14 protein-coding genes are annotated in these 16,306 nt (G+C 64.7%); 6 read left to right on the top strand and 8 right to left on the bottom strand.

Annotation, left to right across the window (positions count from 1 at the left end):
- Nucleotides 1-100 precede the first annotated feature (100 nt).
- The 3 genes from DT069_RS02060 to DT069_RS02050 all read left to right on the top strand — a co-directional run bounded on the left by DT069_RS02060 (nt 101) and on the right by DT069_RS02050 (nt 2,670).
- On the top strand, nt 101-664 hold the full coding sequence (locus DT069_RS02060) for a hypothetical protein (RefSeq protein ID WP_162912925.1): 564 nt from the start codon (nt 101-103) through the stop codon (nt 662-664).
- A gap of 178 nt (nt 665-842) precedes the next feature.
- Nucleotides 843-2,390, top strand: a complete 1,548-nt coding sequence (locus tag DT069_RS02055; RefSeq protein ID WP_119458583.1) for a DEAD/DEAH box helicase — start codon at nt 843-845, stop codon at nt 2,388-2,390.
- A gap of 37 nt (nt 2,391-2,427) precedes the next feature.
- On the top strand, nt 2,428-2,670 hold the full coding sequence (locus DT069_RS02050; protein WP_119458582.1) for an Lrp/AsnC ligand binding domain-containing protein: 243 nt from the start codon (nt 2,428-2,430) through the stop codon (nt 2,668-2,670).
- Nucleotides 2,671-2,799: 129 nt separating this feature from the next.
- Here DT069_RS02050 and DT069_RS02045 read toward each other — a convergent pair whose 3' ends face one another.
- Entirely contained in the window at nt 2,800-3,363 is a 564-nt protein-coding gene (locus tag DT069_RS02045) for a type 1 glutamine amidotransferase domain-containing protein (protein ID WP_119458581.1), read from the bottom strand.
- A gap of 110 nt (nt 3,364-3,473) precedes the next feature.
- Between DT069_RS02045 and DT069_RS02040 the strand changes: the two genes are divergently transcribed.
- Both DT069_RS02040 and recQ read left to right on the top strand, forming a co-directional pair.
- A complete protein-coding gene (locus tag DT069_RS02040) occupies nt 3,474-5,075 on the top strand; it encodes a peptide chain release factor 3 (protein WP_119458580.1) in 1,602 nt (533 codons plus the stop codon).
- A 4-nt stretch (nt 5,076-5,079) separates the two neighbouring features.
- The gene (recQ, locus tag DT069_RS02035) at nt 5,080-6,942 is read left to right on the top strand and encodes a DNA helicase RecQ (protein WP_425449938.1); all 1,863 of its coding nucleotides are present in this window, start codon (nt 5,080-5,082) and stop codon (nt 6,940-6,942) included.
- A 15-nt stretch (nt 6,943-6,957) separates the two neighbouring features.
- Here the strand turns inward: recQ and DT069_RS02030 are convergent, their stop codons facing one another.
- The 7 genes from DT069_RS02030 to DT069_RS02000 all read right to left on the bottom strand — a co-directional run bounded on the left by DT069_RS02030 (nt 6,958) and on the right by DT069_RS02000 (nt 14,721).
- Complete coding sequence (locus DT069_RS02030) at nt 6,958-7,533, bottom strand: septation protein A (RefSeq protein WP_119458579.1); 576 nt, start codon at nt 7,531-7,533, stop codon at nt 6,958-6,960.
- 3 nt (nt 7,534-7,536) lie between these two features.
- Nucleotides 7,537-7,794 (bottom strand): hypothetical protein, encoded by a 258-nt coding sequence (locus DT069_RS02025; protein WP_119458578.1) that lies wholly within the window; start codon nt 7,792-7,794, stop codon nt 7,537-7,539.
- Between the two features lie 265 nt (nt 7,795-8,059).
- A complete protein-coding gene (locus DT069_RS02020) occupies nt 8,060-8,503 on the bottom strand; it encodes a hemerythrin domain-containing protein (protein ID WP_162912924.1) in 444 nt (147 codons plus the stop codon).
- 89 nt (nt 8,504-8,592) lie between these two features.
- Nucleotides 8,593-9,762 carry an acyl-CoA dehydrogenase family protein gene (locus DT069_RS02015; RefSeq protein ID WP_119458576.1) on the bottom strand — a complete coding sequence of 390 codons (1,170 nt, stop codon included), beginning with the start codon at nt 9,760-9,762 and terminating at the stop codon, nt 8,593-8,595.
- Nucleotides 9,763-9,775: 13 nt separating this feature from the next.
- Entirely contained in the window at nt 9,776-10,741 is a 966-nt protein-coding gene (gene speB / locus DT069_RS02010; RefSeq protein ID WP_119458575.1) for an agmatinase, read from the bottom strand.
- 2 nt (nt 10,742-10,743) lie between these two features.
- Nucleotides 10,744-12,900 (bottom strand): acetate--CoA ligase family protein, encoded by a 2,157-nt coding sequence (locus DT069_RS02005; RefSeq protein WP_119458574.1) that lies wholly within the window; start codon nt 12,898-12,900, stop codon nt 10,744-10,746.
- Between the two features lie 3 nt (nt 12,901-12,903).
- Nucleotides 12,904-14,721 (bottom strand): SRPBCC family protein, encoded by a 1,818-nt coding sequence (locus DT069_RS02000; protein ID WP_162912923.1) that lies wholly within the window; start codon nt 14,719-14,721, stop codon nt 12,904-12,906.
- Nucleotides 14,722-14,951: 230 nt separating this feature from the next.
- Between DT069_RS02000 and DT069_RS01995 the strand changes: the two genes are divergently transcribed.
- Complete coding sequence (locus DT069_RS01995; protein ID WP_119458572.1) at nt 14,952-16,286, top strand: aspartate aminotransferase family protein; 1,335 nt, start codon at nt 14,952-14,954, stop codon at nt 16,284-16,286.
- Nucleotides 16,287-16,306 lie beyond the last annotated feature (20 nt).

The raw sequence follows: 16,306 nt of genomic DNA, 5'->3' as shown, positions 1-16,306 counted from the left end.
GAGCAATTCTCGCTGCTTCCGACAGCTGGGTGTCACCGGGCCTATTGAAACTGCCGCTTCGCCGCGCAATCTTGATCTCATGACGCCACGAGTCGCCTCGATGCTGGCCGTGATTGCGACGCTGGGACTTACCGGTTGCGCCGGTACGCCCAGTACTATTCATCATGCCCGGACCGACACCTCTTACAGAGTCACCGACCTCAGCTATGTCGCCGGTCGCGGCGACATGCTGACCGAGATCGTCGGAAATCCCTTCGGGTCGCCGCAGCCGGAATTCGAGGCGGCGGTGACGTCATATATGGAAGGCTCGCATTTCGGGCCGCGCCTCCGGTTCAACCCGACACGATCCGACGCGACCGTGGAGCCCTATCGCGTGCGCATGATCTTCAACGGGCCGCGGGCGAGCAACGGGTCGGTGGTCTGCGGCGGCGGTCCGGCGGCGGTCGAACCGCCCAAAGGGACCAGCGGGGCGATCGGCGACGTCCGGCTTCTGGCCGCGTTCTGCCGGGGGTCGAGCCCGTTAACCTTCCTGTCGGCAGAGCTGGAAGACATCTCCGGCGCCGACGATCCGGCCTTCCGCGACTTCATCCAGCTGGCGACGGCCCGCCTCTTTCCGCCGCAGAATCCGGAGCTCCGGCCCGATAGATGCATGCCGCCCTGCTGAAGGCCGGGCTGAAAACCGGCCGGGAAATGACGCTGCGATCTCTGCGTTAATGGAATAGTAACGGACGAACTCATTGACAGAATGGCATTAGTCCCTATATCTCCGCAGGACTGAAGCCGTTGGTGCCGGGCGGCGGCTCTTTTTGTGTTTCCTTTTATCTTTGCCCGCACTGGATAGCATGACATTTGACGATCTGGGGCTCAGCCCCGAACTCCTACGGGCCATTGGCGACGTAGGCTACACCAAACCCACACCGATTCAGTCTCAGGCCATCCCCATCGTCTTGATGGGCCGCGACGTTCTCGGTTGCGCGCAGACGGGGACCGGAAAAACGGCCTCCTTCACCCTGCCGATGATCGAAATTCTGGCCGCTGGCCGAGCCAAGGCGCGTATGCCGCGCTCGCTGATCCTGGAACCGACCCGGGAGTTGGCCGCCCAGGTGGCCGAGAATTTCGAGCTGTACGGCAAGTACCACAAGCTCAACATGGCCCTCCTGATCGGCGGCGAGTCCTTCACCGACCAGGAGAAGCGGCTCGATCGTGGAGTGGATGTGCTGATCGCCACGCCGGGTCGGCTGATCGACCTGTTCGAACGCGGCAAGATCCTGATGAGCGATGTCAGGACGCTGGTCATCGACGAGGCCGACCGCATGCTGGACATGGGCTTCATTCCCGATGTCGAGCGCATCGTCTCGCTGCTGCCGAAGATCCGGCAGACCCTGTTCTTCTCGGCGACGATGCCGCCGGAGATTCGCCGGCTGGCGGACGCCTTTCTGATGAACCCGAAGGAGATCACGGTCGCCCCGCCCGCCTCGCCGGCCACCACGGTGACCCAGGGGATCGCGATCGTCGACGAGCGGGAGAAGCGCGAGGCCCTGCGCCGTCTGATCGGCACCGAGCAGATCAAGAACGCCCTTATCTTCTGCAATCGGAAGCGGGACGTCGATATCCTGCACAAGTCGCTGACCCGCCACGGCTTCAGTGCTGCGGCTCTCCATGGTGATCTGTCGCAGTCGATGCGAACTGAAACCCTGGAGAAATTCAAGCGCGACGAGATCACGCTGCTGGTCGCCAGCGACGTGGCCGCCCGCGGCCTCGACATTATCGCTCTCAGCCATGTCTTCAATTTCGACGTCCCGATCCATGCCGAGGATTATGTCCATCGGATTGGTCGCACCGGGCGCGCCGGACGCGAGGGCCGCGCCTTCACGCTGGCGACACCGTCGGACGGGAAGTTCGTCGAAGCCATCAATGCGTTGATCGGCAAGGAGATCCCGCGGATCGAGATCGAGGGCATGGACTCGCTGGAGTTCGAGGAAGGCGACGACCGCCGGCGACGCGGTCGCCGCAGCAGCCAAAAGAAAGCGGCAACTTCGGAGAAGCCCAAGCGCCGGAGCGAGAAGGCGGCCAAAGACGACGCCTTACCGGCAGCACCGGCGGAGGATGCCGCCACAGCCGCACCGGAGAAGCGGACGCGACGGCAGCCGGCTCGCGACAAAGCGACGAGCGACCGATCCCCGAAGCAGGAAGCCAAGCAGCAGGAAGCCAAACAACAGGAAGCCAAACAGCGGGAAACCAAGCAGCGGGACCGGCGCGGACGCCGAACGGAGGACGACAACGACACGCCCGTCCTCGCCTTCGGCGACCATATGCCGAATTTCCTGCGCCGCTCGGTCCGCGCCTATTTGCCGGAGCGAAAGGCCGCCGACGCGCGCAAGACGGCGTAAGGCAAAGGGAAAGAAACGGGCGACGGAGCGAACCGCGATGCAGACGATCTTCGTAATGGTGAAGTGCGATCTCGGTCGAGCCTACGAAGTTGCCGATGCAGCGGTCCAGACGATCGAGCAGGTGTCGGAGGTGCATTCGACCTCCGGCCAATACGATCTTCTCGTGAAATGCTTTCTCCCGGACGGGATGGATATCGGCCGCTTCGTCACGGAGCAGCTGCAGACCCTGCCGGGCATCAAGGACACCTTCACGATCATCGGCTACAAGGCGTTCTCGTAGCTTTCTGGATCAGCGCCTTCTGTTTTGTCATGCCCGGGCTTGACCCGGGCACCCAGAGCCGGCGGCCTGGACCCCCGAGTCAAGCCCGGGGGTGACAATGAAGCAGAACCAGAGCAATCGATCACAACATCACGCGACCTTGCGTTGCTCATGCTTGCCTTCGGCGATCTCCTCGACCAGCTTCCGGCAGAACGCCTCCAGATCGTCGGGGCTACGACTGGTCACCAGCCCCTTGTCGGTGACGACCTCCTGATCCACCCAATCGGCGCCGGCATTCTTCATGTCGGTCCTGATCGAGTGATAGGACGTCGCACGGCAGCCGCGGATGACGCCCGCTTCGACCAGCATCCAAGGGCCGTGGCAGATCGCGGCAACGGGCTTGCCGCTCTGGAAGAATTCGCGGACGAAGGAGACGGCGCGATCAACCGTGCGCAGCTTGTCCGGGTTGATGACGCCGCCGGGAAGAACCAGCGCGTCGTAGTCCCCGATTTGGGCGCTGTCGAGCGGGACATCGACGTCGACGCTGTCGCCCCAGTCCGTGTGGTTCCAGCCGCGGATCTGACCGGTTTTCGGGGCAATGACTTGGGTAGTTGCACCTTCCTGCTCGAGGCGCTTCTTCGGCTCCGTCAGCTCGGACTGCTCGAATCCGTCGGTCGCGAGAATCGCGACTTTCTTGCCATCCAGCTTTGGCATTGTGTACCTCCATTCGATCTGATGGATTCCCTGAGCGATTCAACCCGTGCCGCCCCGGTTCGTTCCCCGGTCCGGTCCAGGCGTTCCCAGCAAATGGAGACAGCGTCTCGATGACACCCCCGGCGACATCATCATCCGAATCTTTGGCCATCGGAGAGGCGGCCGGCCAGCGCCGGACCTTCGCGATCATCTCCCACCCCGACGCCGGCAAGACGACGCTGACCGAGAACCTGCTGCTGTTCGGCGGGGCGATCCGGCTCGCCGGCGCGGTCAAGGCGCGCGGCGAGCAGCGCCGGGCCCGATCCGACTGGATGAAGATCGAGCAGGCGCGCGGCATCTCGGTCACGACATCGGTGATGACGTTCCAGTATGACGGCGTCACCTTCAACCTGCTTGACACGCCGGGGCACGAGGACTTCAGCGAGGACACCTACCGCACCCTCACCGCCGTCGACTCCGCGGTGATGGTGATCGACGCCGCCAAGGGCATTGAGGCGCAGACCTTGAAGCTGTTCGAGGTCTGCCGGCTGCGCGACGTGCCTATCGTCACCTTCATCAACAAGATCGACCGCGAAGGCCGCGACCCGTTCGAGCTGCTCGACGAGATCGCCGACAAGCTCGCGCTCGACACGACGCCGGTGACCTGGCCGGCCGGAATGGGCAGCGACTTCCGCGGATGCTACGACCTGCGGCGCGACCAGCTTCTCCTCGCCGAAGGCGGCAACGGAAGCGGTCACGGCCGGATTGTTCCCGCCGACGAACTCGAGGCGGCGTTGCCGGCCGAGCAGCTCGGGCGTCTTCGCGAAGAGGTCGAGCTGGTGCGCGCGGCCTGCAAGCCGTTTGATCATGCCAGCTATCGAGCCGGGCATCTGACGCCGGTCTTCTTCGGCAGCGCGCTCAAGAATTTCGGCATCCGCGCGCTGCTCGACGGGTTGGCTGAGTTCGCGCCGTCGCCGCGCCCGCAGCAGACGCAGTCGCGCATCGTCGAGGCCGCCGAGGACCGGGTCAGCGGATTCGTCTTCAAGGTGCAGGCCAACATGGACCCGAACCATCGGGACCGCGTCGCCTTCATGCGTCTCTGCTCCGGGCGATTCCGCCGGGGCATGAAGCTGCATCAGGTGCGCAGCGGCAAGTCCCTGGCCGTCTACAACCCGATCTTCTTCTTCGCCCAGGACCGCGATCTGGCCGATGAGGCATGGCCGGGCGACATCATCGGCATCCCCAATCACGGCACACTCCGCGTCGGCGACGCGCTGACCGAGGGTGAGTCGCTCCGCTTCACCGGAATTCCGAACTTCGCACCGGAAGTTCTCCGTCGCGTCCGCCTCGACGACCCGATGCGCGCCAAGCATCTGCGCCGCGCGCTCGAGGATCTGGCGGAGGAAGGGGTTACCCAGGTTTTCCGGCCCTTGCTTGGCGCGAACTGGATCGTCGGCGTCGTCGGCCAGCTCCAGCTTGACGTGCTGTCGACGCGAATCGCGGCCGAATACGGCATCAAAGTCGGCTTCGAGGCGGCACCTTACGAGACGGCGCGCTGGATCGATGCGGACGATCCTGCCGCGGTCAAGCGCTTCGTCGAGACCAGCCGCAGCAGCGTTGCCGAAGATCGGGACGGCGCGCCGGTCTTCATGGCGCGGAATGGCTGGGAACTGAACCGCACGACACAGGATTGGCCGGAGCTCCGCTTCACGACCACGCGCGAGCGCGCCTGACGCCGTGCTGTCCTCCCTGCCCCCACCGCCCCAGGCTCAATCAGCCGCGCCCGACCCGCAGGAGCTCCTCCGCACGGTCTTCGGGTTCACGTCCTTCAAGGGCCAGCAGGCCGAGATCATCGGCCATGTGAATGCCGGCGGCGACGCCCTGGTCCTGATGCCGACCGGGGGCGGCAAGTCGCTGTGTTATCAGATTCCGGCGCTCTGCCGGCCCGGCCTGGCGATCGTCGTCTCACCGCTGATCGCGCTGATGCAGGACCAAGTCGAGGCGCTGCGACAACGCGGCGTCGCGGCGGCGGCCATGAACTCCACCCTCTCCTTCAGTGAATCGATGCAGGTCGAGCGGCAGATGCGGGCCGGGGCGCTCAACCTCGTCTATGTCGCCCCCGAGCGACTATTGAGCGATGGCTTCCTTACGCTCCTGGAGCAATGCGAGCTGGCGCTGTTCGCCATCGACGAGGCGCATTGCGTCTCGCAATGGGGGCACGACTTCCGCCCGGAATATCTGCAGCTTTCGCAGCTTCACGACCGGTTCCCGATGGTCCCGCGGATCGCGCTCACGGCGACCGCCGACGGCCCGACGCGAAGCGACATCCTCGAGCGCCTCGGCCTATCCGCGGGCCGGGTCTTCATTGCCGGCTTCGACCGGCCGAACATCCGCTACCACGTCACGCCCAAGAAGGCCCCGCGAAACCAGCTCCTCGCCTTCCTGAGTGAGCATAAGGACGAGTCCGGCATCGTCTATTGCCTGTCGCGCGGCAAGGTCGAGGAGACGGCCCAATGGCTCTCGGCGCAGGGCTATTGTGCCCTGCCCTACCACGCCGGCCTGGACAAGGCCGTGCGGGCCCGCCACCAGGATCGCTTCCTCAAGGAGGACGGGCTCGTCATGGTCGCGACGATCGCGTTCGGTATGGGGATCGACAAGCCGGACGTTCGATTCGTCGTCCATCTCGACCTGCCGAAGAGCCTCGAGGCCTATTACCAGGAGACCGGCCGTGCCGGGCGTGACGGCCTGCCGTCCGACGCCTGGATGCTCTATGGCCTGCAGGACGTGATCAAGCTGCGTCAGCTTGCCGAAAATTCCGCCGCGCCCGAGCGCCAGCGGCGGATCGAGCGCCATAAGCTGGACGCGCTCCTCGGCTTCTGCGAGACCACCCGCTGCCGCCGCTGCGTCCTGCTCGACTATTTTGGCGAGACGCACGCCGAGGCTTGCGGCAATTGCGACACCTGCCTGCAGCCAGTGGAGAGCTTCGACGGGACAGTTGCCGCACAACAGGCGCTGTCCTGCGTCTATCGCACCGGCCAGCGGTTCGGAGCCGGGCACGTGATCGACGTGCTCGTCGGCAGCGATACCGAGCGTATTCGCCGCCTCGGTCACCAGCGGCTCAGCACCTTCGGCGTCGGCCAGACGATCCCGCGTGAGGAATGGCGATCGATCTTCCGCCAGCTCGTCGCGCTCGGCCTTCTCGTCGTCGATATCGAAGGCCATGGCGGGCTGCTTCTCGGCCCCGACTGCCGGGACGTCCTGCGCGGCGAGCGGCGCATCGAACTGCGCCGCGACGAGACGCGACGCGCGGCCGCGGCGAGCCGTAAGGAGAAGGCTCGTAAGATCCTCGATGCGCCGGAAGATGAGCGGCTGTTCCACGCGCTGCGCGCAGGCCGCGCGGAACTCGCCCGCCAGCAGGGCGTGCCTCCCTATGTGATCTTCCACGATAGCACGCTGACGGAAATGGCGCGGCTGCGCCCCCGCGACTTGCGGGCATTCGCGGCGCTTCCCGGCGTGGGCAGCGCGAAACTGGAACGCTATGGCGGGGCCTTCCTGGCCATCATCGCCCGGGCCGGTGAAGAACCCGGCGAACCGGCTTAGAGTGCCTAACAGACCCTATCCACGGTTTTCCGGTACGACTTCGTCCGGCAGACGGTGACGGTTCATCAGCGGCATCTGGGTCAAGGCGAACAGGAACGTCAGGATCATGATGCCGAACACCTTGAAGGTGACCCAGACATCCGTCGACTGCGTCCTCCAGACTGCTTCGTTCAGTACCGCCATCGCGAGAAAGAACGTTGCGAACCGCAGGGTCAGCCGGCGCCACCCATCCCTATCCATCGGCCAGGCCGAGCCGAGCATCAGCTTCAGGGGAAGCCAGCCGAACGCGAGCCCTCCGAAAAGAATGGCCGCGAACAGCGCCTGAATGATCGTCGGCTTCATCTTGATGAAGGTATCGTCGTTCAGCCACAGGGTCAGGCCGCCAAAGATCCCGACGACGATTGCCGTGATCAACGGCATCATCGGAACGCGCCGGGCAACGGCGACGGACAGGACGAGCCCGATCGCCGTCGCCACCATCAACGCGGCCGTCGCGATCAGGAGTCCCGATGTCAGATATGCGAGAAAGAAGACTCCGAGCGGTCCGTAGTCGACCGTCGGCTTCAACCAACCGGGCGATTGCTGTGTCATTCCCTACCAGATCACCTCGCCGAGCCGCCGTTCCTGTCGCACGATCGAGCGGAAGCGTCGACGGGCCGCTGCCTCGGAACCCCATCCATCGGTCCCGACCACTTCGATCATGCCGGCGGGCGTGTCCGCCGCCTCGGCTCTATTCTTCACGTTCAGCGAGTAAACGCGACCATTGCGCACCTCGACCACCGCATAACGGCCCTGATCGTCCCGGATCAGGCGATAATTTTCAGCTTCCCGGAGAATGGTAATGCCCATCATGCGCCCTCCGGCAATCCGTCATGCCGCGCTTCAAATGTAGCAACCAGAAGCCGTCCGGCAAGAGTACAGCACCGGCGGGATTACCGCCACCCGTTGCGCGGAACGGGCCGGCAATCCGCGATCTCTGGCTCTCCCTTGTGTTTCGGCCCCCGCTCTTCACAAGGGCCCCACCCCGGCTGAGGGTGAGGCCCGGCTCAAAAAGTTACGCTATCGCGCCCTCCGGCAAAGCGACAAGCCGGTCGAGCGCGGCGCCGTCACCCGAGGGCTAGGCGGACTGCTTCATGCGCTCCTGTTTCTGCTGCTGATATTCCTTGGCCATCTGCGTGGCCCGCTGCTGATCGATGGTTTCCCGCGCCATTTCGAAGATTTCGGTTTCCTCTTCCTCGATATGATGGTTGAGGGCATCCGAAAGCGTCTTCACCTGTTCCGCCCATTCCGGCGAGTTGCCGTCCATGTCCTCCAGCTCTTCGAGCAGGGACATCGCCTCGTCATGCTCGTCGATCGCGTCGGCGATCTCCTCCTTCGCTTCCTGCCGTTCGGCGACCGCGGGATAAAAGACCTCCTCCTCGAAGGTCGAATGGATCTCGAGTTCCTGCTTGAGCGTCGCCAGGAGCTTCTCCTGAGTCTTCTCCCCGCTGTTGCTCTGAAGCTTCTGGAGGATGTCTTTGACCTTCTGGTGATCCTGTGTCAGCGCATCATAGATATTCATTGGCCTCTCCGTCTGGCTGCCCATCGGTCAGTGTTTAACGGGGGCCGTGTCGCGGAGTTCCGGGGCGCGTTGAAAATCGCCGCGCCGCCTCAGGTCCAGCCGGTATATACCCCGAGTCCGCGCTTCTTGATCTGGCCGGCGATAACCAGCCGCTGGATCTCGGAGGCCCCCTCCCAGATCCGATCGACGCGAATATCGCGATAAAGCCGCTCGACCGGGTTCTCCCGCATATAGCCGCGGCCGCCGAGGATCTGCACGGCCTTATCGATCACCCGCCCTGCCATCTCCGAGCAGAACAGCTTCAGCACGCTGGCGCGAGCGTGGACGAGCTTGCGGTCGAGGCCTTGGTCGATTTCCCACCCGACGCGGTAGAGCATCGTCTTGCCCGCCATGATCTCCACCGCCATGTCGGCAAGCATGAATTCGATCGCCTGGAAATCGCGGATCGGCCGGCCGAACTGCTCGCGCCCCGCCGCGTAGTCATTGGCGATCTCGGTCGCGCGGATCGCCGCCCCGACGCAGTGCGCCGCGATCTCGAGCCGGGCATCGACGAACCAGTCCTTGGTCAGTTCGTAGCCCTGACCAATCCCGCCGAGGATCTTCGCCTCATCGAGCACGACTTTGTCGAACAGCATCTCGTAATGCTCGAAGACGTAGGTGTGCATGAATTTCGGGATGCGCTTGACGATAACGCCGGGCAGATCCTTCTCGACGATGAACAGTGTCGGCTTATCCGAATCGCCGTCGACATGCGCATGGACCAGCAGGAAGTCGGCGGCATCGGCGGAGGTGACGAACCATTTCTCGCCGGAGAGCTCATATTTGCCGTTCCGCCGGACGGCCGTCGTCCGGACCATGCGCGGATCGGACCCGGCCTCGGGCTCGGTGATCGCATAGCATGACCGGCGGCGACCGGCGCAGCTCGGGAACAGATAGTCCCGCCGCTGCTCCGGTGTCCCGTGCTTAAGCGGAAGCGAGGCGGTCCACACGACGGCCCACAGCCCGCAGGTCGCCTTTCCCAACTCCTCGTGAATCAGCATCTGCTGCAGGTGCGTGTAACCCTGCCCACCATCCTCGACCGCATGGTTGAAGGCGTTGAGCCTATGCTCGAGCACCGCCTTTCGGATGGTGTTCAGCGACTCCGCCGAGAGGCCGCCATTCTCCTCGCATTCGAGTTCATAGGGGAACAGATAGGATTCCGCGAAGGCGCGGGCCCTCGCCTGGATCGCGATGTCTTCGGCTGACAGGGTGAGATCCATGCGAGTCCGACTCCTAAGAGGCGATAGGTCCGCCCGGCCGAAGGGCGTAGAGGGCGAGCCACTCATAGGCGATGGTCGCGCCGGCAAGTGCGGTGATACCACCGATATCGTAGGCCGGCGCGACCTCGACCAGATCCATGCCGACGAAGTCGATCCCGGCAAGGCCCTTCAGAATCGCGAACGCCGTGGCCGTGGAAAGGCCGCCGCATACCGGCGTTCCAGTGCCAGGCGCGAAGCTCGGGTCGAGGCAGTCGATATCGAAGGTGAGATAGGCCTTGCGGTTGCCGACGATCCGCTTCGCCTCCGCGCTGACCGCCTTGGCCCCATTCTCATGTACCAAGGGCGCGTCGAGGACATTGAAGCCGAGATGGTCGTCGTTATGCGTCCGCAGTCCGATCTGAACCGAGCGCGCTGGATCCACGAGGCCCTCCCTGGCCGCGTGATAGAACATCGTCCCATGATCGACGCGCCCGGTGCCCTCGGCATCGTTCCAGGTATCGGAATGTGCATCGAAATGAATCAGCGACAGCGGGCCGTAACGCTTTGCGTGCGCCTTCAGCAGCGGATAGCTGATGAAGTGATCGCCGCCGAGCGACAGCATCGCGGCCCCCGCCGCCAGTACTGCGTCGGCATGCGCCTCGATCGCGGCCGGGATCTCCTCCGGCCGGCCGTGATCCCAGCGGCAATCGCCGAAATCGACCGTCGCGAGCTGGTCGAGCGGGCTGAAGTTCCAGCCATAGGGCCGCGCCCAGGCGAGCTCCGTCGACGCCTCGCGAATCGCCCGGGGACCGAACCGTGCCCCCGGTCGGTTCGTGGTCGCGGTGTCCAGCGGGATTCCCGTCACCGCAACGTCGATGCCGGCGAGCTCCTTCGTATATTTCCGTCGCAGAAAGCTGAGCGCGCCGGCAAAGGTCGGCTCATGTTGGATGCCGCGCGGGTCTGTCGCGGTGAAGGCGTGATCGTTCGACGTCGCTTTCATGGTCAGGTCTCCAGGCTCGGCGATTTCGGGACGACGAGCGCATCGAGCGCATGGCAGCCGGCGGGTCCGGCGACGATCGGGTTGGCATCGACCTCCTGCACCAGCCCGGACAGGTCAGCGATCATCACCGAGAATGCCGCGAACGCTTTCGCGATCGCATCCAGAGCCGCCGGCAATGCCCCGCGCTTGCCGTCCAGCAGCGGCCGCAGTTTAAGGCCGTCGAGCAACCGGCGTGCCGCCGCCGCGTCAAAGGGCGGCAGGGCAAAACGGCGATCGCGGAGCAGTTCGATCAGGACCCCGCCCGCGCCGATCATGACGAGTGGGCCGAACTGGGGGTCGTGGACGGCGCCGAATGCCAGCTCGACGCCCTTCCCCGCCATCGGCGCGATCAGCACACGTGGCCCCAGGCGGCGGGCAAGATCCTCATAAGCCGCATGGACCGTGGACGCGTCGCCGAGCCCGAGCTTGACGCCGCCGACATCCGACTTATGCAGGATGCCCGGCATTGCCGTCTTCAAGACCACGGGGAAGCCGATGCTCCTGGCGGCCGCCACCGCAGCGGCACCGTCCTCGACGATTCGATGCGGCAGGACTGGCAGGCCGTAATCGGCGAACAGGGCCAGGCTCTCCGACTCGTCGAGCGGCGCCCCGCTGCGAAATCGCGATTCCCAGCGGTCTCTCATATCGGCCGGCGCCGGAGCCGGAGCCATCGGCGGCCGAGCGCGAGCATCGCGATAGGCAAAGGCCGCGCGGATCGCAGTCAGGCCGGGATCGATGCCGATCAGGACCGGGATTCCGGCGCTGGTCAGGCGGAATGCAAGGTCGTCATCGCCGACCGCAGCAACATTATTGACGATCAATACCGGCTTGTCGGTCCGCGCCGCGCCGGCCTGCGCCGCCCGGGCATAGCCTTCATTCAGATAGTGGCCGCTGCGGGTCTCGACGAACAGGGCGCCGACCGCCGTATCCGGATCGTCGACGAGAGCCGTCATGCAGTCCGCGAAGATGCCTTCGTAATCATGCCCCGTGCCCCAGGCGTCGAGCGGGTTGATCGGCTCGAGCCCGTAATCCAGCCGTGCCGCCAGCCTAGCGGTGGTTTCCGCATTGATCCGCGCGAATGGCACGCCCTTGGCGACGGCGCGATCGACCAGCAGCTCGCGCTCGCCGCCCGAATCATGCATGCTGGCCAGACCGCCTTTGGCGACGCGTCGCCGATGCCCGAACAGCAGCAGCGCGTTGGCGAACTCGTCGAGCGTGTCGACCTCGATGACGCCGTATCGTTCGAACACCGCCTGATGCGCCGCATGATCGCCGGCGATCGCGCCGGAATGGCTGACCGCCAGGGCGGCGCTCTCCGCGGTGCGGCCCACCTTCAGAACGACCACGGGGATATCCCGCTCCTGCGCCTTGCGCAGCCCGGCCATGAAGCCTGCCGGATCGCGCACCGCCTCGAGGAAGACTCCGACGACCCGGGTGCTTTCCTGCTCCAGCGCGAAATCCAGATAATCGGCCGTGGTCGTGGCCAGCTCCTGCCCTGCCGATACCGCCAGATTGTAGCGGAACCGCCGGTCGTTGTGGCAGAGCGCGCTGAACACCGATCCGGAATGGGTGATCAGGGTGATCTCGCCGCCCACGACCCAGTCCGGCGGCGGAAAGCCGCAGACCCGCAGGCCGGCATCAAAATTGTAGAACCCCATGCCGTTGCCGCCGCAGATCGGCATGCCCACCGCGCGTGCCGTCGCGCCGATCCGTTCCGTCAGCGGCGGATCGGAATCGTCCGGTAGATAGCAGCTCGCGAAGATCGTCGCTGCCCGTGCCTTGGCGCGAACCGCCTCAGCGAGCTGCGCCTCGATGCGGGCGTTGGCGACGCCGATCACGGCGAGGTCGACCGGTTCGGGAAGCGCGGCAAGCGAGGGATGGCAAGGCAACCCCTCGATCTCGTCATAGTTCGGGTTGATCAGGTAAACCCGACCGGCGAACCCGCCACCTAGCAACGCCTTGATCATACCGTTGCCGACGCTGTCGGCCTTCGGCGAGGCGCCGATCAGGGCGACCGAGCGCGGCGTCAGCAGAGGCGCCAGACGATGGCTAGGCATGACGGAAGTGGGAGCGCTGATCGTGACCGGCATATCAGGCACCGGCAAATCGTCGACCGTCATTTCTCAGGCTCTCGTCAGATCCGCGTTGTGGAGTTCGAGCGACCCCGCCGGTGGCCGGCGCAGCCGCGCCACCGGAAGTGCGGCGCGCAGCCAATCGGAGAACCGGCGGAGGCCGATCTCGGAGTCGGCCAGAAGACCGGTTTCGAAGCTTCGGGAGGAAAGGCCGCGCTGAACCCGATCAAGAATCGCGACATCCTCATCGAGGACTTGCCGATTGATCCGGGCATTCAGATAGCGGGCCGCCCGCAGGGTGCGATCCTCGCCGGGAAGACCGTAGTCGCGCAGACGAACCAGGCAGGCGTCCGACGCGATGGGAACGACATGGAAAAAACTGATCATGTCCGGATGGACCCCGACACCGAGATTCGGAAACAAACTGTAATAGCACCAGCTTCGCCGACGAGCAGCCGGCAAGTGATCGCCGAGCGGCAGGAGCCGCTGATAGTGCCGTTCGCTCCAGTTCGGCGAGGGCTGTTGGCTAAGCGTGCCGATGGCGCGGGCGACGCCGTCGGACGCCTCGACTTGATAGCGGCCGAACAGGCGCGCAAGGCCCGGATGAGCCGCCGCGACCTCATACCCTTCAAGATAGTTGCCGATGAGCAGCTTCCAGTTGAGCGGGACCTCGATTGTCGTCAATGGGCCGAGCGGCACCATCTCAGCCGGCCTGTAGACCGACAGCTCCTCGGCATAGGGCGCAAGAGTCTCGGCCAGCGTCACCCCGCCGGGCACGAACCGGACGAAGACGAAACCTTGAAAGATCTCCAGATCGATCGGGCGCAGGCCATGCGCCTCCCAGTCCATGTCGGTGAAGCTCCGGTCTGCGGGTACCGCCTTGAGCCGGCCTTGGAAATCGTAGCTCCAGCCATGATAGGGGCACTCGACAGCGCGGGCGCAACGCCCGCTCGCCCCATCCAGCAGCCGCGCGCCCCGGTGCCGGCAGACATTGTGGAAGGCGCGCAGCGTACCGTCATCACCGCGAACGAGGAAGGCGCTGTTGCCGAGCAGATCGAATGTGGCGAAATCGCCCGGCTGTCGAATCTCACTTTCATGGCAGACTGGTTGCCAAGCGCGTTCGAATACCGCCCTGCGCTCGAGCTCGAAAAATTCGGGGTCGGTATAGGTCCAGGCCGGAAGCGTTTCGTCGGCGACCGTGAGGGACGATGCCGCGTCCTCGGACACCGCGCGCCGATCCTGCTCGGCATCCTCGCCTGCCGCGCCGAACTCGGTCGGAAAGATGCCCCTCAGGAACAGGCGACAGGCTTGTTTCGCCCGGCCGCGGTCGAACCCGACGGGGTCGACCAGGAGATCGTACCAGAAGCCGTCGACCATCGCGTTCAGACCGGTGGCCACGACGGTGGAATCGACTCCGCGATATCCGCCCTCGGCGATCAGCCTCTCGACCAGATCCTGGGTCTGATCGAAATAACGCGCCTCGAGCTTCGATAGCAGATCGTAGTAGCTCGACTGCGCCTGCATTTCCGCCGAGAACGCGTACCAGACCACCATCTTCTCGTGCGTGCAGACCTCCGGGTGGAAGTCCGCCTCGATCATCGCCGTCAGGGCGGCGGCCGGCGACTTGCCCGCCGGGACCATCGTGTCATTGCGGACTCTCTCGTACTCGTCGGCAAGATACTCGAGCGTGGCGACGAGGAGTTGCTCCTTGCTTTTGAAGTAGAAATTCACAATGCCGGGCGAGAGCCCGGCGTCGCCAGCGACCTGGGCAAGCGTCGTGTTCGAATAGCCGTTCCGACAGATCACCGTGATCGTGGCCTCGATCAGCTGGCGTTGTCGCGCCTCCTTCACAACCGACGTTTTCGTCACTGCTCCAGCCCCTAGGTTTCCACGGCCTTCGCGGCGCACCGGGTCAGCATATAAGGCCCTCTGCCCGGTCGAAAGCACGGGCTTCCTGTCCGCAACGCTGAACAAGCCATTGAACAGCCGTTCAGCTACCTGGACGCAAAATCGCGAATATGATAAACAAATTATACAAGCATTCAATAAGTCGAAATTAATCGGCCACTCGATCGGATGAAAGGCGACGGGAAAGAGCCATGCCTCGCGCGCTCGGGAAGTCCAACGCACATTTCCGTAGGGCGGTGCAGCGGCTCCCTCTCGGGGTCAGCTCGAACTTTCGCTATTGGGGCGACGAGGCAACCGTCTATGTGAAGCATGGGCGGGGGGCGCGCGTCTGGGATCTGGACGACAATGTCTATATCGACTACCGGCTCGGCTACGGGCCGGTCATCCTCGGCCATTGCCATCCTGAAGTCGACGCGGCGGCGCGCACGGGGCAAACGGTCGGAACGGTCTTCGCCCTCGGCACGGAACGCGAGCTTGCCGTCGCGGACCTAATCCACGAGATGGTGCCGGCGGCCGAGCTGGTGCGCTTCTCCAATTCCGGGACCGAGGCGGTAATGGCTGCCCTCCGGCTGGCGCGCGGCGCCACCGGCAAGGACGGCTATGTGATCTTCGAGGGGTCCTATCACGGCCTTTTCGACGCCGTCATGTGGATGGCCGACGTCGAAAGCCTGCAGAGCATCGACGATGAGCCGGATATGATCGCCTATGGCAAAGGCATTCCCGGTCTCACCCGCCAGCTCTTCTGGCAGGCGCGCTACAACGACGCGAACCGGCTGGAGGAGCTGCTACGGCAGAACCGCGACAAGATCGCCGCGGTGCTGATCGAGCCGATCCTCGGCAATTGCTGCGGCATCCCCTCGATGCCCGAATTCGTCCGTGCCGTCCGCGAGCTCTGCACGAAGTACGACGTGCTGATGATCGTCGACGAAGTGAAGACCGGCTTCCGGGTCGCCAAGGGCGGCGCACAGGCGCATTACGGCGTGACGGGCGACATCTGTACCATGGCGAAGGCGATGGCGAACGGCTATCCGATCGCCGCGATCGGCGGCCGCGAGGAGGTGATGCGCCACTATGGCCAGGACGTCGCCCATGGCGGCACCTACACCGCGCAGGCGATGAGCCTGGCGGCTGCCGAGAAGACCCTGACGATCCTGCGCGATACCACCGTGCTCGCCGACATCGCAACCTATGGCGAAGCCATGCAGGCCGGGATGCACAAGATTCTGGCAGCCCGCGGAATCGCGCACAGCTTCACCGGCCATCCCAGCATGGGCGGCCTGTTCTTCCGCGAGACACCGCCGAAGAACTATCGGGAATGGAAGCTGAGCGATTACAGCTTCTATGACACGCTGGCCCGTCATCTGATCGAGCGCGGCGTGATGTGCGAGCCGGATTCACGCGAACCCTGGTTCATCTCGGCGGCCCACGACCAATCCTGTCTGGACCAGACCCTCGCAGGCTTCGAGGAGGCCGTGGACGTGACGGTTCAGGAATTGGGCAAGGCGGGCAAGCGGGCGGCGGGATGATGGCCGCTTCACCGGAGCCG

This window comes from Virgifigura deserti, from assembly GCA_003576685.1.
In the GTDB taxonomy this organism is placed as follows: domain Bacteria; phylum Pseudomonadota; class Alphaproteobacteria; order Dongiales; family Dongiaceae; genus Virgifigura; species Virgifigura deserti.
Note: the sequence above shows the minus strand (reverse complement) of the source record. Positions and strands in the feature narration are given on the sequence as shown.